The sequence below is a fragment of the Microvirga arsenatis genome (assembly GCF_009910705.1).
Classification (GTDB): domain Bacteria; phylum Pseudomonadota; class Alphaproteobacteria; order Rhizobiales; family Beijerinckiaceae; genus Microvirga; species Microvirga arsenatis.
In genome coordinates, this window is record NZ_JAAAXJ010000019.1 from 21,550 (window position 1) to 45,280 (window position 23,731).

General features: G+C 65.4%; 19 protein-coding genes and 1 pseudogene. 1 reads left to right on the plus strand and 19 read right to left on the minus strand.

Annotated features, from left to right (window positions below):
* The first annotated feature begins 2 nt into the window (after positions 1 to 2).
* Positions 3 to 497, plus strand: a complete 495-nt coding sequence (gene cueR, locus GR303_RS20950) for a Cu(I)-responsive transcriptional regulator (RefSeq protein WP_161725634.1) — start codon at positions 3 to 5, stop codon at positions 495 to 497.
* Positions 498 to 607: 110 nt separating this feature from the next.
* Here the strand turns inward: cueR and GR303_RS20955 are convergent, their stop codons facing one another.
* From GR303_RS20955 to GR303_RS21045, 19 genes and pseudogenes are all read right to left on the minus strand, one after another.
* Entirely contained in the window at positions 608 to 982 is a 375-nt protein-coding gene (locus GR303_RS20955; protein WP_343038487.1) for a hypothetical protein, read from the minus strand.
* A gap of 23 nt (positions 983 to 1,005) precedes the next feature.
* A complete protein-coding gene (locus GR303_RS20960) occupies positions 1,006 to 4,131 on the minus strand; it encodes an efflux RND transporter permease subunit (protein ID WP_161725633.1) in 3,126 nt (1,041 codons plus the stop codon).
* Between the two features lie 7 nt (positions 4,132 to 4,138).
* Positions 4,139 to 5,860, minus strand: coding sequence for an efflux RND transporter periplasmic adaptor subunit (locus GR303_RS20965; RefSeq protein ID WP_161725632.1), 1,722 nt, complete (start codon positions 5,858 to 5,860; stop codon positions 4,139 to 4,141).
* A gap of 631 nt (positions 5,861 to 6,491) precedes the next feature.
* Positions 6,492 to 6,788, minus strand: coding sequence for a hypothetical protein (locus GR303_RS20970; RefSeq protein WP_161725631.1), 297 nt, complete (start codon positions 6,786 to 6,788; stop codon positions 6,492 to 6,494).
* Complete coding sequence (locus GR303_RS24925) at positions 6,785 to 7,021, minus strand: DUF2933 domain-containing protein (protein WP_161725630.1); 237 nt, start codon at positions 7,019 to 7,021, stop codon at positions 6,785 to 6,787. The genes GR303_RS20970 and GR303_RS24925 overlap by 4 nt, the downstream gene beginning before the upstream one ends.
* A gap of 146 nt (positions 7,022 to 7,167) precedes the next feature.
* Complete coding sequence (locus tag GR303_RS20980; RefSeq protein ID WP_161725628.1) at positions 7,168 to 8,172, minus strand: YVTN family beta-propeller repeat protein; 1,005 nt, start codon at positions 8,170 to 8,172, stop codon at positions 7,168 to 7,170.
* Positions 8,173 to 8,781: 609 nt separating this feature from the next.
* A complete protein-coding gene (locus tag GR303_RS20985) occupies positions 8,782 to 11,184 on the minus strand; it encodes a heavy metal translocating P-type ATPase (RefSeq protein WP_161725626.1) in 2,403 nt (800 codons plus the stop codon).
* 63 nt (positions 11,185 to 11,247) lie between these two features.
* Positions 11,248 to 12,927 (minus strand): DUF3141 domain-containing protein, encoded by a 1,680-nt coding sequence (locus tag GR303_RS20990; RefSeq protein WP_246205747.1) that lies wholly within the window; start codon positions 12,925 to 12,927, stop codon positions 11,248 to 11,250.
* A gap of 689 nt (positions 12,928 to 13,616) precedes the next feature.
* On the minus strand, positions 13,617 to 14,006 hold the full coding sequence (locus GR303_RS20995; protein WP_161725623.1) for a c-type cytochrome: 390 nt from the start codon (positions 14,004 to 14,006) through the stop codon (positions 13,617 to 13,619).
* Between the two features lie 201 nt (positions 14,007 to 14,207).
* Entirely contained in the window at positions 14,208 to 14,645 is a 438-nt protein-coding gene (locus GR303_RS21000; RefSeq protein ID WP_161725622.1) for a YqaA family protein, read from the minus strand.
* Positions 14,642 to 15,991 carry an adenylate/guanylate cyclase domain-containing protein gene (locus GR303_RS21005; protein ID WP_161725620.1) on the minus strand — a complete coding sequence of 450 codons (1,350 nt, stop codon included), beginning with the start codon at positions 15,989 to 15,991 and terminating at the stop codon, positions 14,642 to 14,644. Before GR303_RS21005 ends, GR303_RS21000 begins: the two co-directional genes overlap by 4 nt.
* Positions 15,985 to 16,533: a hypothetical protein gene (locus GR303_RS21010; RefSeq protein WP_161725619.1), complete on the minus strand. Its 549-nt coding sequence runs from the start codon at positions 16,531 to 16,533 to the stop codon at positions 15,985 to 15,987. Before GR303_RS21010 ends, GR303_RS21005 begins: the two co-directional genes overlap by 7 nt.
* Before the next feature lie 104 nt (positions 16,534 to 16,637).
* The gene (locus GR303_RS21015; RefSeq protein ID WP_161725617.1) at positions 16,638 to 17,345 is read right to left on the minus strand and encodes a copper-binding protein; all 708 of its coding nucleotides are present in this window, start codon (positions 17,343 to 17,345) and stop codon (positions 16,638 to 16,640) included.
* Between the two features lie 74 nt (positions 17,346 to 17,419).
* Complete coding sequence (locus tag GR303_RS21020; RefSeq protein ID WP_161725616.1) at positions 17,420 to 17,710, minus strand: copper-binding protein; 291 nt, start codon at positions 17,708 to 17,710, stop codon at positions 17,420 to 17,422.
* Positions 17,711 to 17,750: 40 nt separating this feature from the next.
* A complete protein-coding gene (locus GR303_RS21025; protein WP_161725614.1) occupies positions 17,751 to 18,239 on the minus strand; it encodes a cupredoxin domain-containing protein in 489 nt (162 codons plus the stop codon).
* A 35-nt stretch (positions 18,240 to 18,274) separates the two neighbouring features.
* Entirely contained in the window at positions 18,275 to 19,693 is a 1,419-nt protein-coding gene (locus tag GR303_RS21030) for a multicopper oxidase family protein (RefSeq protein ID WP_161725612.1), read from the minus strand.
* Between the two features lie 18 nt (positions 19,694 to 19,711).
* Positions 19,712 to 21,202 carry a TolC family protein gene (locus tag GR303_RS21035; protein WP_246205741.1) on the minus strand — a complete coding sequence of 497 codons (1,491 nt, stop codon included), beginning with the start codon at positions 21,200 to 21,202 and terminating at the stop codon, positions 19,712 to 19,714.
* Positions 21,203 to 21,741: 539 nt separating this feature from the next.
* The gene (locus GR303_RS21040; RefSeq protein WP_161725610.1) at positions 21,742 to 22,134 is read right to left on the minus strand and encodes a hypothetical protein; all 393 of its coding nucleotides are present in this window, start codon (positions 22,132 to 22,134) and stop codon (positions 21,742 to 21,744) included.
* A 639-nt stretch (positions 22,135 to 22,773) separates the two neighbouring features.
* A pseudogene (locus tag GR303_RS21045) lies at positions 22,774 to 23,535 on the minus strand (transposase); the annotation flags it as partial.
* Positions 23,536 to 23,731: the final 196 nt, after the last annotated feature.

Sequence of the window (23,731 nt, forward strand, 5' to 3'; positions counted from 1 at the left end):
AGATGAACATCGGAAAAGCCGCCGAGGCCTCGGGCGTCTCGGCCAAGATGATCCGCTACTACGAGTCCATCGGGCTGCTCGCCAAGGCGGCCCGACGCGAGAACGGCTACCGGGACTACGACGAGCGCGACGTCCACGACCTGCGCTTCATCAAGCGGGCGCGGAACTTGGGCTTTTCGGTCGAAGCCACCGGCGAGCTGCTTGCCTTGTGGCGCGACAAGAGCCGCGCGAGCGCCGACGTGAAGGCATTTGCCATGCAGCACGTGAGCGATCTGGAGACCAAGATTTCGGAGCTCCAGGCCATGACGCGCACGCTGCGCCATCTGGCAAGCCACTGCCATGGCGACGCGCGTCCCGAGTGCCCGATCCTCGATGACCTGGCCACGCCGGGGAGCGGGGAAACGGAGCAGGATGCGCAGGTTAGTCGGGGACGGGTTCTGAGGCCGCGTGCTGCGGGAGCTGGCCTCCGGTCAGCCCGCCGCGCGGCGACGACTTGACCAGGGCGGGTGCATCGACGCCGGTCTCGCACCTTCAACCAGTCCGGTGATGGAGCCCTGCGGATCGCAGGGCTCCGTTGCGCGTGAGACGTTCGGTTGAGGCTGAGGCATCAGTTGCCGGCAAAGCGGGCCTGGACGGTGTGGCCGTCGGCCATGGTGGCCGAGACGACCACGCGGGCGCCCGACCCGAGCGGCTGGGCCAGGGCGCCGACGAGCTTGTTGGGCTCGGCCGGCTGGAGCGGGACGGTCGCCGTGTTGCCGCCGTCCTGCACGATGGCGCGGGCGTTCTTGGTGCCCGCGGACGCGAGCGGCTTGTCAGCCCCTTCGGTGAGGTAGACGACGAGGCTGGTATCCTTGGCGACCATCTCGACGTGGTGGCCGGAACTGTCGACGACCGGGCCGCCGTTCGGGCCCTTCGCAGTCTCATGAGCAGCGGCCGCCAGTGGCGAGGCTGCAATGGCCAGGGCGAGGATGAGATGCTTCACAGTGGTTCTCCTTGTGTTGTGGATCAGAAGGCTTCCGCAGGGGTGAGGGCTCCTGCCTTGCCCTCGCGGCTGGTCTGGATGCGCTCCAGGGCCTTACGGCCGAAGGTCAGAAACAGGACCGGGGTGAGGAAGGTGTCGAGCAGGGTCGCCGAGATCAGCCCGCCGAAGATCGTCACCGCCACCGGGTGCAGGATCTCGCGTCCGGGCTCGTCCGCTCCGATCAGGAGCGGGATGAGCGCGAGGCCGGCCGAGAGCGCCGTCATCAGCACCGGGGTCAGCCGCTCCAGGCTGCCGCGGATCACCAGGTCCTTGCCGAACTGCTCGCCCTCGTAGAGCGCGAGGTTGATGTAGTGCGAGACCTTCAGGATGCCGTTGCGGGCCGAGATGCCGGCAAGGGTGATGAAGCCGATCATCGAGGCGACCGAGAGCGGCTGCCCGGCGATGTTGAGCGCGATCACGCTGCCGATCAGCGCCAGCGGGATGTTGCCCATGATGATCAGCGCCAGCGCCGGCGACTGGTAGCGGCTGTAGAGCACCACGAACACCATCGCGAGCGACAGGAGGGAGAGCGCCCCGATCCGGAGCGTGGCCTCCTCCTGCGCTTGGAAGGTGCCCTCCAGGCGGGTGACGTAGCCCTGCGGCCACTGCGTCTCTCCGGTGATGCGGCGGATGTCGGCGATGATGGCCGCCATGTCGCGCCGGCCGTCCGTGTTGCCCAGGACCGCGATCCGCCGCTGGCCGTTCTCGCGCAGCAGCTGGTTCGGTCCGTCCGTCTCCTGGACGGCGGCGATCATGCGCAGCGGCACGTGGCCGGTCGGAGTGGCGATGAGCAGGTCGCCGAGGCCGGTGGTGGAGCGGTCCTGGTCGGACAGGCGCATCACCACGTCGAAGCGGCGGCTGCCCTCGACGATCTGTGACACCGTGCGCCCGTTCGACATCGTCTCCAGACCTTGCGTCACCGTCGCCGGGGTCAGGCCGTAGAGGGCGGCCTTCTCGTAGTCGACGTCGATGCGCAGCTGCGGGATGCGCACCTGCTTCTCGACCTGGAGGTCGACGAGCCCCTCCACGCCCGACAGCCGCTCGCGCAGGCCTTCCGCCAGGGTGCGCAGCGTGTCGATGTCCTCGCCGTAGATCTTCAGCGCGATTTCGGCGCGCACACCCGAGAGCATGTGATCGAGACGGTGCGAGATCGGCTGGCCGACGTTGAGCGTCGCCGGCAGGACGGCCAGGCGGGCGCGGATGTCGCCCATCACCTGTTCCTTCGAGCGCTCCGACCGCTTCAGGTCGACGTCGATCTCGGAGGAGTGCACGCCCTCCGCATGCTCGTCGAGTTCGGCCCGCCCCGTGCGGCGTCCGACCGAGATCACCTCGGGCACGTCCTTTATCAGACCTTCGGCCACTAGCCCGAGGCGGTTGCTCTCCCCCAGCGCGATGCCGGGGTTGTAGGCGAGGCTGATGGTGAGAGTGCCCTCGTTGAACGGCGGCAGGAAGGCCCGCGGCAGCAGGGTGGTGCCGTAGGCGGCCGCGCCAACGCCGACCAGCACGGTGGTGAACAGGAAACCCCGGTGCCCGAAGGCCCAGCGCAGCAGGGCGGCGTTGCCGCGCTTGAGGTGCCGCACAATGAGGCTGTCGTGCTCGTGGCCCTTCACCCGTCCGGAGAGCAGGTAGTAGGCGAGCACCGGCGTCACGGTGATCGAGGTGACGAGCGAGGCCAGGATCGACACGATGTAGGCCACGCCGAGCGGGGCGAAGAGGCGCCCCTCGATACCCGACAGGGCGAAGAGCGGGATGAACACCAGGATGATGATCATCGTGGCGTAGACGATGCCGGAACGGACCTCCTGGCTTGCGGCCGCGATTACCTCCAGCGCGGGCCTGGGGTCTGGAAGCTCCCGGTTCTCCTTGAGCCGGCGGAGGATGTTCTCGACATCGACCACCGCGTCGTCGACGAGTTCGCCGATGGCAATGGCGAGCCCGCCCAGGGTCATCGTGTTGATGGTGAGCCCGAAGGCCTGAAACACCACGACTGTCACCAGGATGGAGATCGGGATTGCTGAGAGCGAGATGGCCGTCGCCCGGGCATTCATCAGGAACAGGACGAGGATCACGGCCACAACGGCGGCGGCCTCCAGCAGGACCCGCTTGACGTTGCCGATGGAGGTCTCGATGAAGGTGGCCTGCCGGAACTGCAGGTTCGTGGCCGACACGCCCTGCGGCAGCGTCTTCTGGATCTCGGCCAGCGCGGCTTCGATCTTGCCGGTAAGGTCGACCGTGTCGGCGCCGGGCTGCTTCTGGATCGACACGATCACGGCGGGCTTGCCCTGGAAGCCCGCGTCGCCGCGCTTCACGCGCGGGGCGAAGTCGACCTGCGCCACTTGGTGCAGGAAGACCGGCTGACCGTCCCGGTGGACGACCACCGTGTTGCGCAGGTCCTCCAGGCGCTTGGTGAGCCCAACGTTGCGGATCAGGTACTCGCGCCCGTGCTGGTCGACAAAGCCGCCGCCGGTGTTGGTGCCAAAGCGCGTGACCGCGGCTTCGATCTGCTCGTGCGAGACTTCAAGCGCCTGCAGGGCCGCGATGTTCGGCACGATCCGGTACTGCCGGACCTCACCGCCGATGGGGATCACCTGGGCGACGCCCGCGATGGTGAGGAGCTGGGGCCGGATGATGAAGTCGGCGATCTCGCGCACCTCCATGGGTGAGACCGTGTCGCTGGTGACGGCGACCAGCATGATCTCGCCCATGATCGAGGTGACCGGCCCCATCTGCGGGGTGACGCCGGTTGGGAGTTGCTCGCCCACGAGCGCCAGGCGCTCGGCCACGAGCTGGCGCGACCGGTAGATGTCCGTGCTCCAGTCGAACTCGACATAGACGATGGACAGGCCGACACCCGAGACGGACCGGACGCGCGTGACGCCCGGCATACCGTTCATGGCTGTTTCGAGCGGGTAGGTGACGAGCTGCTCCACCTCCTGTGGTGCGAGGCCCTCCGCCTCGGTCATAAGGGTGACGGTCGGCCGGTTGAGGTCGGGGAACACATCGACCGGCACCCGCGGCAGGATCCACGAGCCGTAGGCGACGAGGACGAGCGCCGCCGCGATGACGAAGAGGCGATTCTTGAGGCTGCTGCTGACGAGGAAGTTGAACATCGCCGCCTCACCGGATCTGGTTGATGAGTTCGGAGCCGCGGATCACGATCCGCTCGCCCTCGGCGACGCCGGCCCGGATCACGAGACGGGTGGCATCGAAGGGTTCGGTTCGCACCGGCCGCGCCTCGAAGCGCTCGGGATCCGTGTGGCGCCAGACGACCGCCTCGCCGTTGGCGCCGCGCACGACGGCATCCCGGGGCATGATGATGTCCCTGACGGAAGCCCCGTTCTGCGCGAAGACCGTGACCGGCGAGCCGACCGACAGGTTGCCCGGCGGGTTCTCGACGGCGAACTGAACGACTGTGGCCTGCTGCTGGAGCGCCTTGCTGAACCCCTGGAAGGCGAGCCTCAGGGGCGTGCCGTCGACGGCAGTGGCGCTGGCGGCGGTGACCTTGGCGGGATCGATCTCGCCGTAGACGAGCGCCTCGACCCAGAGGCCCTTCGGGTCGAGGACCTGGAAGACCACGTCCTGGGAGGCGACCACCTGGCCGGGGACCACCCGTGCGGCGGCGATGGTGCCGTCGATGGGGGCGCGCAGGACCTCTGATTCGATCCGGGTCTGGCGCACGATCTCGCGTCGGCGGCGCAGCCCCTCCAGCTCGATCTCGGCGTCGGTGACCTGGCTCGGCGGCGCGACGCCGCGATCCGAAAGCTGGCGCACGCGCTTGAGCTTGGTCTCGGCGACGGCGATCTCCTGCTCGATCTCGCCGATCCGCTCGGAGAGGGTCGTGCGATCCGCCTGGCCCACAGCCTGCTCAACGAGCGCGAGCACATCGCCTTTCCTGACTGTCTGGCCAAGGCGCGGCAGCCCGCCCTCCGGGGCAATGATCCGCCCGCCGTTGATGCTCTGCACGAGACCTGAGCGGTTCGGGTCGGCAATCACACGGCCGACCAGGGTGATCGCCTTCTGCGCCTCCTCGGGCGTTGTGACGCTGGTCCGCACGTTGAGCAGGCGCTGGCTCGGCTTCGGCACGAACACCGTGCCGTCGGGCAGGCGGCGCGGGGTGTCGCCCGCGGGCAGGGCGGCCTTGGCGTCCCCAGCGCCATGATCCTCACCTTCGTGGCTGAAGGCGTAGGCGGTGGTCGCCAGGACGGCGATGAGCGCGAGGCTGGTCACCGGAACCAGCCGGCTGCGGCTCCGGGCGGCCAGGCCGAGCAGGAACCCGAGTCCGACGACGCCGGCCACAGCGTAGGGCTGCCCGATCTCCACGCCGCCGACCCGCAGGCCCGGCGCCGCCCGGAGGGCCAGAGCTGCTGTGGTGTCTGCGGGAAGGGCCGCGGCGGTTACGGGCCTGATGGGAAGGACAAGGGTCCCGATCAGGAGATCGTCCCCGGCTGGAGCGCTCACGGCGAACACAAGCTCAAGTGGCCCCTCGCTGGTAAAGTCCGGCGACGTGACGGCGTAGGTGCCGTCCGACGCCTTCTCGGCCTCCACGTCCTGGCCGCCGACGGTGACGGTGATCCTGGCATCGGCCACCGGTTCATTGGTGCCGAACCGGTCGAGGTAAAGCCCGAGCCGCTCGCCGCGCAGGATGCCGACCAGCTCGTAGGCGTCCGATTGCACGGCGATGCGCGGATTGGAGGTGGCCACCGCCGTTGGCGGCGGAGCACCATGGTCGTGTCCGCCGTGGGCCAGCGCCGCCGGAGCGAGAACGAGGGTAGTCAGGAAGCCCAGGCCACACAGGACAGCCTGGAGGCGCGGCAGGGCGCCGGTGAAACGGGTAAGCATTGGAAGAACCCCAGTCATGAGCACGTCGTGGGAAGCGACACGGCTCAGGCCGGTCGCTCAATCAGGCGATGCCGGGGGTTCGTGGGGGACGCTTCAGGCCAGTCGGGTCGATGCCCGATCCCAGCTGGCTCTCCAGGCTCAGGGGAACGGTGTCAGCAGCCAGGACGGCGGCAGGGCCGGCGGCGGTGGGCAAGACAAGCCCGCAGACGCTGCCGCAATGGAGGCTATGGGGGCCATCGGCCCCGCCGTCGGCCCCAGGGGCGCAACCGTCGGGCGCTTCGACGACAAAGCCGCCGGCGCAGTCCTGGTGCGGCTGATCGGCCGTTTTCGTGTGGCTGGCATGCGCTTCAGTTCGCGTGTGGCCCGCATCATGGCCCCCCCAAGCCTGCCAGGACCCCGCCGTGCAGCACGAACGAGGCCATGGCCACGAGCACAAGGCCCGTGACATAGCGGCGTAAGTGGGTCCACACAGCCTTCAATGAATCTCTCCTTTGCGCCGATCCTACCCGGACCCCGGGATGCCGTGATTGCGCTGGATCAAACGGATGGCATTTCTGTCAAGCTGCGCGGGCGGTGCGTGCCACCGCTCACACGGCGGTGGAGCATCCTCCTTGTGGTGGCGGTGCAGGGATCACAACAACCCAGAGGCGCGTCCTGCCGCACCCAGCCCTGCCAATCCAAGAAGGCCCCAACAGGTCCAATAGGCAACGGGCGCCCACCAGACGGCCGGGGCGTCGGCTTGGCGCTCCAGCCGGTGCTTGTCGAACATGCCCCAGGCGTGGACCGCCGCGCCAACCAGCAGGAGCGGGAGGCCGACGCGGTCGAGGTGGTCGGCAGCCAGGACCCCAAGCCCGATGCCGAGGACGACCGCGCCCACGCCCGACGTGAGCTCGGCCAGCCGCAGCCGCTCAGACTTGACGACGGTCACTCGCGCTTGCCGTGATGATGGCCGTGGCCCCGATGCATGAACAGGTGCATCAGCGGACAGGCCATCAAGAGGAGGTAAGGCAGGGCGGCCACGACGTGGCCCGTGTGGCTCACGAAGAGGTAGACGCCGAGCGCGGCTGCCGCGAGCGCGAGGGCCCATCCCAAGGGGGTGCCGACCAGGCGTGTCCTCCAGGTCTTGGGCGGCGTTGAGGTGACCGTTGGCGTGGTGGTCATGTGAGATCTCCCGATCCAGACGATGCTGACTTTGAACCTTGAGCGCGAAGGCTGCCTTGATTTGGCTCAAGGCCAGGTTCGCGCCCGGCGGTGCCGGCAGTGCCTCGAAATCCGCCTGCCCGGCCCGCCATCCATTCCGAAGAGGCCTAGCGGGCCGCGATGCCGTTCGGTCCCTTTCCGACCGGATAGGCTTTCCCGACCGAGAGGGTGTCGAGATCGACCGCTGAAATGGTGTCCGCGTAAGTGTTGGTGACGTAGGCGGTGTCCCCGTCGGGGTCGATCACGATGCTGTGGGCGCCTTTGCCAACCGTCAGGTTCTTGACCGACCTGCCGGTCTCCAGGGCGATCACCGACACCCGGTTGTCCGGCTTCGCCGCCGAGCCCTGGTTCGCGACGAGGGCGGTCTTGGCGTCCGGCGTGACGAAGACCTGCACCGGCCCGCGCCCGACGGAGGCCTTCCGGAGCACCTTGCGGGAGGCGACGTCGACGATGGCGACCTTGTCCTCGCCGTTGAGGGAGACCACGAGGACGCGGCCGCTCGGGGCGAACGCGACCTGGACCGGGCGCTCGCCGACGGCGACATGCTCGACCTTCTCCGGGTTGCGTGGGTCCACCAAGGAGACCGTGCCGCTTTTCATGTTCGCGACAGCCAGCAGGCTACCGTCCGGCGACAGGCGCAGCCCGTGCGGGTAGTTCTGCACGGGGATGCGCGCTGCAACCTTGCGGGCGGCAAGATCGACCACCACCACCGAGTTGGTTTCGGCATCGCTCAGGTAGGCGAAACGCCCCTGAGCGTCAGGGACCACGTGCGCCGGGTGCCCTCCCACCGTCACGACGGTCGGGGAGGCCGGCGCGCCATCCGACACGTCCATGAGAACGAGCTGCCCGCCGCCCGCCGCGCCGTGGGCGGCATGGCCACCGGAGCCGCCTGCCGCCATGCCCGTCGCCAGCAGAAGCCGGCCATCCCGGGTGAGGTCGACGTTGTGCGGCGAGATCGGGATTGCGACCGTGGTGGTCTTGGAGGTCTCGGTGTCGATGATGGAGACGCTCTGCCCATTCTCGTTGGCGACGAAGATCGTGTCGGCCCGGGCGCCGGCGGCGCCGAGGGAGACCGTGAGGGCGAGTGCAATCTGAAAGATGCGTGTGGACATCGGGTTGTCCTTCTGGAGTTCGGTCGAAGCGGCCCTTGGTCTCTGCTGCGGGATACTCCGCAGGGAGCGCCCGGAAACCAAGGATTCAGGAGTGTCACGCGATTGGCTTGGGCGGTCTGAGTTGTGCATCCGGATCCAGCCCGGACAGCATCAGGTCATCCCTGTGCCGGATGCAGAGCGTTCCGGCGTCCCGCTGGAGAAGGCTGCTGGCATGGCAGGCCAATGGCGCCGGACCGCAGCCCGAAGAGCCGACTGGGCAGACCGCATTGCAAGGCAGGCCACCCAGCATGTGGGCCGCATCAGCCCCCTCCGACCGTGCGCTGTCATGGTGACGATCAGCGGCCGGGCCGGCGGCGTCGTGACCCAGAGAGCCTGACGACAGATGCGCAGCGTGCGCCGGCAACGAGGGATCCGGGGCGGCAGCCTGGCCGGCGGCCAGAACAATCGTGTTGGCTGCCAGCAGGAGCATGGCCACCAGCACAAGCCAGGATTGGTTCCGAATCCAGTTCATGCCGGAAATACTAGCAGGCCAGGCGCCGGGAACATTGCGCCAAGTCAAACTGCGGGAAGGCCCGGGCGGATCCTGAGCAGACCCGCCCGGCCGGGCCATCACAGCCGCACTGCGCGGAGACGGATCGCGTTGCCGATCACGCTGACCGACGACAGCGCCATGGCCGCGGCCGCGATGATCGGCGACAGCAGGATGCCGAAGAACGGGTACAGCACGCCGGCCGCCACCGGCACGCCCAAGGCGTTGTAGATGAAGGCGAAGAACAGGTTCTGGCGGATGTTGCGCATGGTCGCCCGCGACAGCCGCCGCGCCCGCACAATGCCAGTCAGGTCTCCCTTGAGCAGGGTCACGCCCGCGCTTTCCATCGCCACATCGGTGCCGGTGCCCATCGCGATGCCGACATCGGCCGCAGCCAGCGCCGGAGCGTCGTTGACGCCATCGCCCGCCATGGCGACGACGCGGCCCTCGCGCTTAAACTTGTCGACCACGGCACTCTTCTGGTCGGGCAGGACCTCGGCCTCAACCTCGTCGATCCCAAGCCGGCGCGCCACCGCTCTCGCGGTCGTCCAGTTGTCGCCGGTCAGCATCACGACGCGGATGCCCTCTTCCTTCAGGCCAGCCAGCGCCTCGGGCGTTGTCGCCTTCACCGGGTCGGCGATGGCGATGGCGCCTGCCACCTTCCCGTCGATGCCCGCGAAGATCGCCGTGGCGCCGTCCTCGCGCAGCCTGTCGGCCTGCTCGGCGAGGGGGCTGACGTCGATGCCGTGTTCGGCCAGGAACTTGGCGCTGCCGAGCACGATGCGCCGGCCCTCTACGGTGCCGAGCGCACCCTTGCCCGTGGGAGAGTCGAAGTCCGAGACTGGGGCGGTCGGGATCCCCCGCTTGTCGGCCGCCTCGACGATGGCCAGGGCGAGCGGGTGTTCGCTCGGGCGCTCGGCGCTGGCCGACAGGCGCAGCACCTCGGCCTCGGTGAAGCCCTGTGCCGGCACGATGGCCGTTACGGCAGGCCTGCCCTCGGTGAGCGTGCCGGTCTTGTCGACGACCAGCGTATCGACCTTCTCCATGTGCTCCAGGGCTTCCGCGTTCTTGATCAGCACTCCAGCCCCGGCGCCGCGCCCGACGCCCACCATGATCGACATTGGCGTGGCAAGGCCTAGTGCGCATGGGCAGGCGATGATCAGCACCGCCACGGCGGCCACGAGGCCATAGGAGAACTGCGGTTCAGGTCCCCAGATCGCCCAGGTGATGAAGGCCAGGACCGCCACCCCGATCACGGCCGGCACGAAGTAGCCCGAGACCTGGTCCGCCAGGCGCTGGATCGGGGCGCGGCTGCGCTGGGCCTCGGCCACGAGCTGCACGATCTGCGACAGCATCGTGTCACGGCCGACCTTCTGGGCCTCGATGACCAGGCCGCCGGACTGGTTCATGGTGCCGCCGATCACCTTTGCACCGACCTCCTTGGTCACCGGCATCGACTCGCCGGTCACCATCGACTCGTCGACGGCACTGCGCCCCTCCAGGACGGCACCGTCCACCGGAACCTTCTCGCCCGGGCGCACCCGCAGGCGATCACCCGCCTGCACGGTATCGAGCTGGACCTCCTGCTCTGTGCCGTCGGGCAGGATCTTGCGGGCCGTCTTCGGCGCGAGGTCGAGCAGGGCGCGGATGGCCCCGCTGGTGGTCTCGCGGGCGCGCAGTTCGAGCACCTGCCCGAGCAGGACGAGCACCGTGATCACGGATGCCGCCTCGAAGTACACGGCGACCGAGCCATCATGGCCGCGGAAGGCCGCCGGGAAGACGTCGGGCACCAGGGTCGCAACCATGCTGTAGACCCAGGCCACGCCCGTGCCCATGGCGATCAGGGTGAACATGTTCAGGTTGCGCGTGACAACCGATTGCCAGCCGCGCACGAAGAAGGGCCAGCCGGCCCACAGCACGACTGGGGTCGCGAGCAGCATCTGGATCCAGTTCGAGGTCTGCTGGCTGATGTAGTGGCCAAGGCCGGACAGATGGCCGCCCATCTCCAACGCCACCACGGGCAGTGACAGGGCAAGGCCGATCCAGAAGCGGCGCGTCATGTCGACGAGCTCGTGGCTGGGTCCCGTCTCCGCGGTGGCGAGGACGGGTTCGAGCGCCATGCCGCAGATCGGGCAGGAGCCGGGACCGGCTTGGCGGATCTGGGGATGCATCGGGCATGTGTAGGTCGTGCCCTCGGGCACGGCCTCTGCCTTCCGGGCTGTTGCCGGCTCAACATACTTGGCGGGCTCAGCCATGAACTTCGACTGACAGCCCGACGAGCAGAAGTAATACGGTTTGCCCTCGTACTGGGCCCGATGCACGGTCGTATGCGGATCGACCATCATCCCGCAGACCGGATCCTTTACCTTCCCGGCAGCCGCCCCAGGCTCACGGTGATGGTGGTGACCGGCGTGAGCGCCATGGTCATGATGGTGGGAATGCCCCTCGCGACCGTGCTCTTTGGTGGTTGGGCTGTGGGTCATGGCGGTTCTCCGCTGGTGCCTCTATGCGATACGGGAAGCCTAAGGTTTCCCACGATGGGAAGGTCAAGCGTTCTGGTCAGAGTGCCTACGGGCCGGCGGCGGGGAGGAGAGCCCTCCGCCGAAGGCGGTCGCGAACAGGCGCTCCGCCCAAGCGTCCCGGATCCTTCGACCGGCCTCAATCATGCGGGTGACGTCGTAAAACCAGGCCGCCTCGGCCGCCTTAAACGGGTTCTCCGACGGGAGCGCCGTGTGATCCTGCTCCATTGCCGCCAGCATGCGGACGCCTCGCATCCAGGGGCTGAAGTCCTCGGAAAACATCGTGCGGCTCACGCGCATGGGATGCAACACCTCGGCCATGGCCGCGGACCAGGGCGTTACAGCGGCCTGGATCCAGGAGCTCCAGAGCATCCGGTAGGCTGCCTCGTTCGCCTCCGATATCTCACGGACGTGCTCGAACGAACGGCGCGGATATCCAAAGTCGAGATCTTCGACGCGCCGCTCCTCGAAGGTAACCTCGCGGGTGCCCTGTTGTTCGGCATTGGTCGCGGGCAATCCGATCCGCATCTCGTAAAGACCTGGCTCCAACTCCCCGACCCGGGAGAGGTTCTCAAGGATCGCGCGGTGCTCCAGGTTGGCCACTTTGGCAGAGACGAAGATCCCGAGATGCCCGATGTGCGGGTTGGTCAGGTAGACGATCCTCTGCCCTGCCTGCTTCAGGTCCTCGGTGCTGGCATACACGGCGGGGATCCAGCCGAGCGCCTGATGCGGCGGGGTGATGTTGTCGCCGTAGGAAGCGAAGATCACCAGCGGATTCCCGATCTGCCGCAGGTCGACATGGCACCCGTCGCAGACCTGCACGAGGCCTTCCTCCAGCCGGTTGCCGACGAAGAGGTTCTCGACGATGGCGACGATCTCCTCCCGGCTCAGGAAGTAGAAGCCGTTCCACCAGCGCTCGAACTCCAGGAACCGCTCGCGTTCCGTCTCGATGTTAGCGAACAGGTTGGCGTACTTCTCCCAGACTGCCTCTGGCTTAAGGTTCTCGAAATTCTGGACGAGCCAGGCGCCGTCGAAGCGCCCCTGGCCGAGGTCACCCAGCAGATGGGCGAGCCAAGCGCCGCCGACGAAGCCACCGGCGATCCGCATCGGGTTGATGCCCGCTTCCCCTGCCCAGTACGACAACGGCGAACCGTTCAGGACCGCTGGACCGACCAAGCCGGCGCAGTCGGCGGCCAAGATCGTGATCGCCCATCCGGCCTGGCAGTTGCCGTACAGGATGGGCGCTCGGCCCGGATGACGGTTGGCGACCTCCTCCACGAAGCGTCGGAGCGTGTGCAGGACATCGAGCAGGGTCTGGCCCAGGACCGGCTCAGGCGCGAATGCCACGAAGTACACCGGGTGCCCAGCGCGGAGCGCCAAACCAACCTCGGAGTCGCGCTTGAAGCCACCGATCCCGGGACCATGCCCGGCACGCGGGTCGAAGACGACGACTGGGGGTTTCGTCGAGTCGACGCAGTCCGCGAGGCAATCCCCGCCCACCCGGGTGATACGCAGGAGTGAATAGTTTGTTGGAGGTTTGAAGTGGCCAGCATCGAGTATGATCTCGTAGTCGAAATCAAGAAGAGGGGGCTTGCCGGCACGGTCGTGGGCCAGCATGTTGTCGGCCCGCTGCCGGAGCGTGTCCAGGAACAGGATTGACCGCTCACCGACGTCTTTCATGTACATCCAGAAATCGCGCTGTGCCATTTGCACGCCGACCGGCTGAAGGTTCAGTGTGGGTTCCTGCCAGTGGCCCGCTTGTTGCGTCAAGAACGGAAGGTCGCGCGACCCGACTGTCGGTTTGTCAACGGCCTGGAGCGGGAGCTCAGCAGACGTCAATTCAAGTTCGTTCAGTGCCATAGCCCTCACTCTTCGTGTTCGGGGTCGCAGTAGAACAGGTTGCATGCTGGGAGGCCTTGATCTGGCGCAAGTGGAAACGACTTCGCAAGAACATTTTGAGCCGCATCCAACCGATCCGAACAGGGCTTTTCACCTTTAGGAGGCTCCTGGCGGAGCGAAGAAGCAAATGATGCGCCTGTCGGGGAGCTCACAGAGATGGAACAGGCTGTCGGGCGAGAGCCTCGCCGTACCTCTTGCCACGGTCCGGCCGTCCCACAGCTGCCATCCTCCAGGTGTTTCAAGAACTGTCTCACCCTTGGCTTCTTCCAGATGCCTGCAGTCCCTCTGGCTGCAGCAGGCGACCGGGTACCAGTCGTGTGCCATGGCCCCGGAGAGGCCTAAGGTGATCACTGACGAAACAAGCCTGAGGATTGCACGATGTGACATGAGGGCTTCCCGGTGATTGGCTGACGCACTTGAACCGGGGCCCAGATCGGGCCTACTCCTCGCCCGATCTGGTCTGTAGCTTTGCCGTTCGATATGAAAGTCGATTGAGGCTACTGAGTGACCTTTTTTCCACTCGCATCGAACTGCTTGAGATAGGCGATCAAATCATTAACCCTCTGCTCGTCCTTCAGGCCTGCATAGATCATTTTGGTGCCTGGTACCTTGGCGCGAGGATCTTTGATGTAATCCCGGAAAGTGGCTTCATCCCAGGTCAGGCCTGAATTCTTGTTAGCAGGAGAGTAGTTGTAGCCCTCGACAGAACCCGAATGACGCCCGATAAGCCCGTTCAGCATGGGCCCTACGGCGTTTTTTGCACTTTCTCCGATCTGGTGGCAGGCTCTGCATTGCGCAAACACCTTCTCGCCGGCGGCAGCATCCTGAGCCTGGGCATGGCTGAGCCCGACGAGCAGCAGGGCAACGGACATAGCAATAGAGCGCATGAACTTCTCCTTCGTTGAAGAGGCGTGGCCAAATTTTGCTCTTGGCCGCCGCACGCCGGAGGCCGCCGAGAGCAAGTCGGACAACAGGGCGTTCGGGTCTCAATCACTGCCCACAGTCGCCTGGTGCCGATCAGTTCGCGTTTGTTGTGCGGTTTTGTTCCCGTTTCACCGTCTCTGCTTGCTCGCGTGGAATGCACCATCTCAGAACCAGCCGAACGTCATGGCTGCCACAGCGAAATATCGGGCTGTCTTGGCGACAGCCACGATGGCGACGAAGATCAGGAACGGCTCGCGCAACACGCCGGCCACAATTGTGAGGGGATCACCGACAAAGGGGAGCCAGCTCAGGAGCAGGGACCAGCGTCCATAGCGATGGTACCACCCTTCGGCCCGCGCAATCGTCTCGCGCTTGAGCGGGAACCACGGGCGACTCTCAAATTGGGACAACAGGCGTCCCAAGAGCCAGTTCACGGCCGAACCAAGGGTGTTCCCGACACTGGCCACCAGGATAAGAAGCCACCACTGGTAATGCTCCGTGATAAGGAGCCCGAACAAAACGACTTCGGATTGGAACGGCAGAACCGTCGCCGACAGGAACGCTGCGAGCAGAAGACCGCCATATTCCAAGACGTGGTTCAACCCGATGTGCCCCGATGAACCCCAGCACCTGGGTGCATGAAGCGCACTGAGAGAATATCGGGTAATTGTTCGTCTCCTGGACGTCTTTCCACCGGTCGAGCGTCAATCCTGGCCTGAGCGGACGGTGGCAGAAGGCGCAAGAACCGTTTGGACACGACCACACCGAGGTTGGCTTCTTTGGACCGCCGTTCCATGCGTGGCAGCGCGTTCATTGCCGGCCCCAGCACTGTGAACTCAGCGCGCCTGCCGTCATCGAAAACACCAGCAAGAACGGAGCCGCAGTGCAGCGTCGCGATGACGTGAACGCCGGCTGGAGCATGCGCGTGGCTCTTCCATGTGTCCAACGGGCGCAGGATCTCGCATGCTGCCTCAAACGCATGAGCAGCTTGCTGTTCGGGTGTTCCATGGAGGAAGACGGCAAGCACGCCATCGCCGAGATACTTGTCGACAATGCCGTTATGGCGAGAAACGGCTCCATGGACGAAACGTCTGAAGGCCATGAGATCGCTGATGACCTCCTGGCTTGGTCGACTTTGGGTCAACGCGGAGAAACCACGGATATCAACCAGCAGGAGACAGGCATGACGCTCCGCGATTTCCGCCGCCTCATCGCCTGTGACCACTTCGGTCGCCACGCCTTCAGGCAGGAAACGTGACAGGAGCATTTGGTCCCATTGAGCCCGCAGAATGGTGGACCAGGCCATCCGCATTCGGCGCACGGCATAAAAAACAAACCCAGCCGCTGCTGCAAACGAGATGAATGCAAGTGCCTGCCGCGCGGCTAACGCGCTTGGGCTTCTTGGGGCTGGCAGGGCCTCAGGTCCGACGAGCAGCGTGAACGATGCGATCCATCCAAGGAGTACAATGCCAGCGAATGCGGCCACAAGGTCACGCCGCAACCGCAAGCCTGTTTGGATGAGAAGCAGGAAGGCGGGGAACAGACTGACAGCGTCGGTCGCAAGAAGCATGTCATGCGCATCGCGGGGCAGATGATCAGCGATCACGTAGACCGCCAGTCCTGCATCCGTCACCGTGGCAACCCACGGCAACCACGCCCAACTGGCGGTGAGACGTGACGATAGCGCCAGTGCGATTGTCGTCAGCCAGTAGATTGCCAGGACGATCCAATGACCTTCCCGGTGGCCATGGCCATACTCCAGCAACGCCGCCGCGCCGAGGATCGCCAGAACCAGAAACCGCGGCACGAGTGCCTGCCGGTCGAAGTCATTCTCCAAATACTCCGGCAGGTCGTCGGATCGCCGTTGATCCTTGCTCGCTTGGCTGGCTCCAGTCGCCAACCAAGCCTCCGGTACGTACGGGCCGACGAGGCGGGACAGGTTCAGCATCCAACGCGGCGGTCTGAAGTCGTTGCAGGAGTTTCGGCTGCCCCCACAATGCTCGGAGTGTTAGCTTTGGCAGTCGAGCCTGTGGCCACCGGCCCAACGTGGAGCGACAGCGGGCTCTCAAAGGTGTCGAGAACGAGCCGCGCGTTGATGGTGGAATCCGGCTCAAGATCCTGGGTCAGTGGGCCGACCTCGATCCAGATCCTTCTGCCATCCAATTGCTCAGTTGCGCCGGCCCTGACCGGCAACGATCCGATGTCACCGCTTTGGGCTTGTCCAAAGGATCCCATGATCCGCGCCGGCTCGCCACCTGGCATTTGCAGTCCGGTGATGAGGATGCGGTCGGTCCCTGCGTTTTCAATCGAGAAGGTGATGATGGTTGTTTCACCGGCGCGGGCCGGAGTGGCCGCGATATTGGAAAGCGCAACCTCGCCGAGAACGGCGCCCTCGTCATCAGCAACCGCGGAGCAAGGCAGGAAAATGGAAACGGTTGAGACTGCAGCGGCGGCGGCAGCTCCAACAACAAAATTACGCAATGTAAGCACTGAAAATATCCTGATTCTACTGTTGGTTGTCGCCGGCCACTGCGGTGGTTCCATTAACGCAGCGGCCGGCGACCCGCCTGATATGAGCAGGCGGAACAAGGTGGCTAGCGACCTTTCCGGATGCTGATCACGGAGATCTGACCATTGACGCGGTCAGCCTGAAACTGAACCTTGTCGCCGGCCTTCACGCCCTTCAGGAGTGCGGGATCCTGGACGCGAAACACCATCGTCATCGCATCCATGTTGAGATTCGGGATCGCACCGTGATCAAGCGTGATCTTGTTCTGGGCCGTGTCGACCTTCTCGACCGTTCCGGAAACCATCGGGGCTTGGCTTGCGGCTGGCGCGGGTTGCGCCGGTGCGGCTGCGGGTGCCGGTGCAGTTGGAGCCGGAGTGGCCTGCGCTGTTTGGGCCCCGCGCTGATCCAGTGGTCCGGATCCATGAGGCGGCTGGTCCAGGCGGGCGCGATAATCCGCCTGCCGATTGCGGACCTGCCATTCCTTCAGTTCGGAAATCTGCTTTTGCTCCTCATCAAGGATCTTCTGTGCGACCCGGCGGAGCTGCTCGTCCGCGCCGTGCTCTAGCTGGGTTCGGGCGAGGAAGATCAGGTCTTCATGGTGGGCAATGAGAATCGCGGCGAAATCCTTATCGGGATCGCCGGTGAGCTTCATGTCCTTGAACCGGTCGTTCATGACCTCACGGACGCGTTCATAGGCGGCCGGTGCCCCTTTGGCAGGCTGGGCCTGCGCAGAAAGGATTGGGCCGACAAAAACCAATGCAGTGGCCGTGAGGGTGGCGATCATGCGTTTCATCGCAGTTCTCCTAAAGCGGGTGAGCCGCCCCGCATCGATGGGTCTCGGGCACCGATTGCGGGGCGGCTGGGGCCTTATTTGCCCTTCTTAATCGAGGTGACGGAGATCTGGCCGTTCACGCGGTCGGCGGTGAACTGGACCTTATCTCCAGCCTTCACATCCTTGAGCAGGGCCGGGTCTTGGGCCCGGAACACCATTGTCATGGCATCCATGTTGAGGTTCGGGATGGCGCCATGGTCGATGGTGATCTTGCCCTGCGCGGTGTCCACCTTCTCGACGGTGCCGGAGACCGTCGGCAGGCTCTGGGCGAGGGCAGCGCCCGTCAGGGCGAGAGTGGCAATGAGGCTGATAGTGATACGCTTCATGTCGAACTCCTATGGAGGGTTGTGGTGGGAGATGGCGCCGTCACTTGACGATGACGGTGGCTTTCATGCCGGACTCGTAGTGGCCCGGGATCAGGCAGGCGTACTCAAACGTGCCGGCCTTGGTGAAGCGCCAGACGATCTCGTTGGAGGTGCTCGGTGCGAGCCGCTTCCCGTTCGGATCGTCATGCTCCATATCCGGGTTCTGCTCCATCGCCACCTTGTGCTTGGCATTGTTCTGGACCGAGTCGAGCATGAACTCATGGTCCACCTTCCCGGTGTTCTTGAGCACGAACTTCACCTGCTCGCCGCGCTTGATCTCAACCCGGTCGGGCTCGAACAGCATCTTGGCGTCCTCGGTCTCCTTCATGGTGACCTCAATGGTCCGGGCGACGGGCTTCTTCGGGTCGCCCGGCTCGCCCGCTGCAAACGACTTGTGGCTGTGGCCGGCTTCTCCAGGCCCGGCGAACGCGAGCGTGGAGGAGAGGGCGAGCGCGCCCAGCGCGCCCGCGAGGGTAAGTGTACGAACCATGATTGTTGCTCCTTCGGCGTTGGTTCTTGTAGGGATCAGTGATTTTCGTGGCCGGTTGCGTTGGCTGCGCGGACCGGTCGCTTGCGGCGGTCGATGGCGCGGAACTCCGTCGCCTTGACGCCGCTGTCGGGTGAGGTCGCCCGAGCCGGCTCGGCGAGCTTCTCGCCGGTCCACTCATAGGCAACGGTTCCCTCCGGGTGCTTGTACCAACCCGGATCCTTGTAGTCGTCGGCCGCCAGACCGGGCCGCACCTTCACGACCGAGAACATGCCGCCCATCTCAACAGGCCCGAACTGGGCGAACCCCGTCATCATCGGCAGCGTGTTGTCGGGCAGCGGCATCTCCATCGAGCCCATCTCGCCCATGCCGGCCGAGCCCATCGGCATGTAGCCCGGCGCGACCTTCTTGATGGCCGCCGCCGTCTTCTTCATGTTCACGCCGATATAGGTCTTCACGTCGTGGCCCATGGCGTTCATGGTGTGGTGCGACTTATGGCAGTGAATCGCCCAGTCGCCTGGCGCGTCGGCCACGAACTCGAAGGCGCGCATCTGCCCGACGGCCACGTCCACGGAGACTTCCGGCCACTGCGCTGCCTCCGGCACCCAGCCGCCGTCCGTGCACGTGACCTTGAAGTCGTAGCCGTGCATGTGGATCGGGTGGTTCGTCATGGTGAGATTGCCGAACCGAATGCGCACCTTGTCGCCCTGACGCACCACGAGCGGGTCGATGCCGGGGAAGACGCGCGAGTTCCAGCACCAGAGGTTGAAGTCGAGCATCGTGTTGACCTTCGGGACGTAGCTTCCGGCCTCGATGTCGAACGCATTGAGCAGGAACACGAAGTCGCGGTCGACACGGCGGAAGGCCGGATCGCGCGGGTGCACGACGAAGAAGCCCATCATGCCCATCGCCATCTGGACCATCTCGTCGGAATGCGGGTGATACATGAAGGTGCCGGACTTCTGACAGATGAACTCGTACACGAAGGTCTTGCCCGGCGGGATGTGCGGCTGGGTCAGGCCGCCCACGCCGTCCATGCCGTTCGGCAGGAGCTGGCCGTGCCAGTGCACCGCCGTGTTCTCCGGCAGCTTGTTGGTCACGAAGATGCGCACCTTGTCTCCCTCGACCGCTTCGATCGTTGGGCCGGGCGACTGGCCGTTATAGCCCCACAGATGCGCCTTCATGCCGGGGGCGAGTTCGCGCACGACGGGTTCGGCGACCAGGTGGAACTCCTTCCAGTCGCCGTTCTGCCGCCAGGGCAGGGTCCAGCCGTTGAGGGTGACGACGGGCTGGTAGTCCGGCCCGCTCTTCGGGTACAGCGGCGGCTGCATCGTGGCCTCGGTCATGATCGGCGCCTCGGGCAGGCTCGCCGCTTGCGTGCGTCCGCTGATCATGCTGGCTCCGGCGAGGGCCAAGCCCCCGGCGCCAAGGAAACCTCTTCGCGAAAAGTCGGTCATGGGTTCGTCCTCAAGGGTTCAGTGTCCGCCGCCGGCGGCCGCACCGCCGGCCGCAGCGGTAGTGGCTTCCCCGCCTCCTTCGCCGCCGCTCACCCCGCCACCCACGAGGGCGGCCTTGAGATCGGTCGCGGCAATCCAGAAGTCGCGGCGGGCGTTGATGGCGTCGACGTTGCTGAGAATGCGGGCACGCGCGTCGAGGATGAGCTGGCTCACGTCAACAAGCATGCCGCTGTATTGAAGCAGGGCCTCGTCTTGGATCCTCTTCTGCAACGGCAGGACCCGGCTCTGGTAATGGCGGGCAAGATCGTAGTTGCCGCGGTAGCGCAGGTAGGCCTCGCGGGCCTCCGAACGGACGTTGACGGCTCGCTCCGCGAGACGGTTGGCTGCCGCCATGTATGCTTCCTGCGCGCCGCGCGTCGCCGTGGCCCCAAAGTCGAAGATCGGGATCGTGAACTCGACCTCGAGCCCACGCCTGTTGATCTTCTCCTTCTCGATCTCGACCTCCCCGTGGTCGACCGAGACGGACTTCGCGCGCTCGTAGCTGGAGAGGCCGGCGAGCTCGATATCGGTCACGAAGCGGGTCGCGTTGGTCAGGCCGTACTGCCCTGCGACCGCATTCAGGTCGTGACGCAGGGCCTGCAGGTCGACGCGTTGCTCCAAGGCCCGGCGCTCGATGTCCTTGGCACTGGCGATGCGGGCCGGCAGGGGCGGCAACGAGTTCGGCAGGCGGAAGTCGATGTCGCGTCCCCAGAGGCCGAGCTGCCGGATCAGGCGTTCGCGGGCGACCTTCTGCTCGATGCGGGCGCGGGCGAGCTGGGCTCCCAGCTCCTGGTAGAAGGCGTGCTCGCGGGCCTGCTCCAGCTTGTTGAGGGCGCCGCTCTCGCCGAGCTGCTTGGCGAGTTCGGACGCCGTCTCCGCCGTTCCGAGCGCCTGCTGCATGAAGGCGACCTGCTGGTTGGCCGCGATCGCACGATAGTATTCGCGGCGGGTTTCGGCAGCGAGCCGCAGGACGGCCTCGGCGGTCCGGAACTGGGCCGCTCGGAAGCGCTGTTCGGCGATGGCGGCTCGCGCCGGAAGGGTCGCCAGCTCGAACAGCCCGATCAGTATCTGCCGCTCGATCTCGAGTTCCAGGCTGCCGCCGAGACGCGACAGGGACACGGTCGGGTTCGGCGGTAAGGTGGCCCGGATGAATTCGGCCTCTGAGACGCCAAGCTCGTTGAAGGCAACCTGCAGGCCGCGGTTCTTCAGGAGGGCAATCTGGACGGCACTGTCCGCGGTGAGAGGGCGTTTCAGGAGGTCTTCAACGCGTTGCTGGATTGCGAGAGCCTCAGCCTCGGTGGAAACCTTGACGACGTCCTTGTTGAGTTCGGTGTAGGCGAGCGTTTGTGCCGTCGACAGCCCACCATCCGCCGAGAACGAGACGCAGCCCCCGAGAAGCAGGCTGAGGGCAACGCCCGCAAGCAGCCCTGGCCGTGATATCGATCCCCTTGTGCACTCTTGTTGATTCATTCTGGTGCCTTCCTTGCGCGTGCCTTGCCGCGCCGCCCCCGGGCGGCTGATGTCGTGATGGTTCTGGGCATGGGTCATCGTCCCCGCCGGGCGGCGTCGTCCGAGTCGCCCCGCTCGGGATCAGTCCCGGCTCCGGGTGCGACCCGCCGGTTGAGCTCGCGCCAGTCGCCAGGCTCAACGACGTCGTAACTGCGGATACCGGCCGTCACGGCGGTGTAGCCGGGGCTTCGGGTGCCAACGGCGGGATCGGCGGGCGCGGCCAGGTAAGCGGGAGGGGTGGTGGGCACGCACGCGCCAAGGCCGAGGCCAAGGGCGACAAAGGGAATTAGCTTAATCATGGGGTCTATCTCCGGGCGGACCTCTACAGGGCGGCTCTGAATCGGGGTCGCCTGCTGGCGGACAACGGGTCCATCCATCACGGGCCTGACGTTCTGATCGCGTTCTGGAAAGGGTGACCGGTTCGAGCTTCAGGACGGTCGCAGCCAGCTCTCAGGAGCGGGCGCGCCGATTCGTGCGGGCCCTAGCGGCCCGCGCCTGGCTCAGACGGTTCGGGGGGGCCTGTCGAGGCCGCCGATGGTGATTTCCTCAACCTGCTCGTCGCGGGTCATAGCCATAGAGACCTGCGAGACGGCCGGAGAGTGGAGGTTCTGTGGTGCAGGGATCTGAAAGGCATGGCAAGTGCCCATGCTGCAGCAGATCACACCCGTGCAGTCTTGGGTGTCGGGATCTTGATCATCTGAAATGCCTAAAGCACCAGTGTCGAAAGACACCTGCTGATCAGCGTGTGAATGATCTCCGTCCGCTTCTCCATGCGAATGCCCAATCGCGGTCAACACAGTGTGCTGATGTGCAGCTTGTGCAGCCCCCTGCGGCCCAGAGATCGGAAGGATCGCCATGGTGATCGCAAGCAGCGCAACAATGATGGTGCCCATCAGTCGCAAGTGAGGGGAGCTCCTGTTTACTAGGGGTAGATATGTGTCACGAAAGTTCGGATTCGACAAGCGGGAACCGGACTAGGTTTGGGTCGGGATCCAACCGGACGGAATGGCGCGTAAGAGCATCCAAATCCTCAGCTCTGCAACATTCCCGAAGTGCTTAAGGCTTCCCACCGTGGTAAGGTCAAGCAGTGTAAATGGGAAATCTCATTGGATCTGCGACAATCTGCAGCCAAGCCTGCCGCGACACCTTGCATCGCTGTGTTCAGTAGCTGCTTCATACCGGTGGGCCTGACGTCTATAGGATCTTGGAGTCAGGAGATCCTCATGACGGCCGCCAAAATTTCGGTTTGGGATCCGATTATCCGCATTATCCACTGGCTGCTCGCCGCTGCGGTCCTCTTCAACTGGTACACAGACCAGCCTCTGTGGCTTCACACTTGGACTGGTTATCTTGCTGCCGCCCTTGTCGCCTCACGTGTGCTTTGGGGGTGCATTGGTCCGGAAAATGCACGGTTTGTCAGTTTCGTTCAAGGCGACCATCAGCAAGGAGGGTGGAAACCCCTCCTGGTCGGTCCGCCACCGCACCCGAAGTGGCGCCTCCGTCCCTGTGGTCGGAACATCGTCCATCAGGCAGAAGTTCTGGACCCAGGCCTGCCGCAACAACTCAACAGCCGGGATCTGTCGCAGCCAAATTGGCGCACCAGGAGCCATGATGGCCGCAAGCAACTGATGACCATCACGACCAATCTGCTCGGCGTGGGCGCGCCGCTTCGCCTCGCCTTGCGGCACCTCGTGATCGCCAGCCCGCCGGTCATAGCGCTCCAGCCAGGCAGGATCCGCCTCAGCGCGCAGCCACTCGGGGGCCGCGATCGCCAAGGCATTCAGGGCAGCCCGCAGGGTCTCGGTCACGCATTCGAGGCGGTTCAGGAAGCGGACGGCTCCGAGCACATGGGTGGAGTCGGTGCGCTGCCGGCCCCGGGCGTTCAGTAGCTTCAGGTCACGGCACAGCGCCAGGAGAGTGTCGAGCAGTTGCTCTTCCGCGCCTCCTGCCACGAGACGGCCGCGGAACTCGCTTAGAACCGAAGCGTCGAAACCAGGATCGGTCAGCTCCAATCCCAGGAGATACTTCCAGTCGATGCGACCGCGGACAGCATCGGCCGCCCGCCGGTCGGACAGGTTCTCGGCGAACTGGAGCAGGGTCACCAGCGCCAGCCGCCATGGGCATTCCGCCGGTTGTCCGCGATGGGCGAAGAGCGGCGCGAACTGGGCGTCGGTGAAGATCGTCCCAAGGTGGTCGCGCAAGCGCAGATAGGGATTGCCTTGGGGAAAGGCTGCACGGGCGACGGTCGCGGTCGAAGTTGGAACATCACCACTCACGGTGGGGCGAAGCGACATGGAACCCTCCAGGTCTGGACCCAAGCCCCTACAGCCTGAACGCAGACCTCCCCTCAACCGCTCCAACGCATTCGCCAGCAGTATCTTTCGCGGTGCAAGTCCAGTCGTGCTCATGCCCGAGATCCTGCCATAGACCAGAACTCTGGCCAACTTGACAGTACCAATGCAATGGTGTCGCCTAAACGAGGTCGCCGGC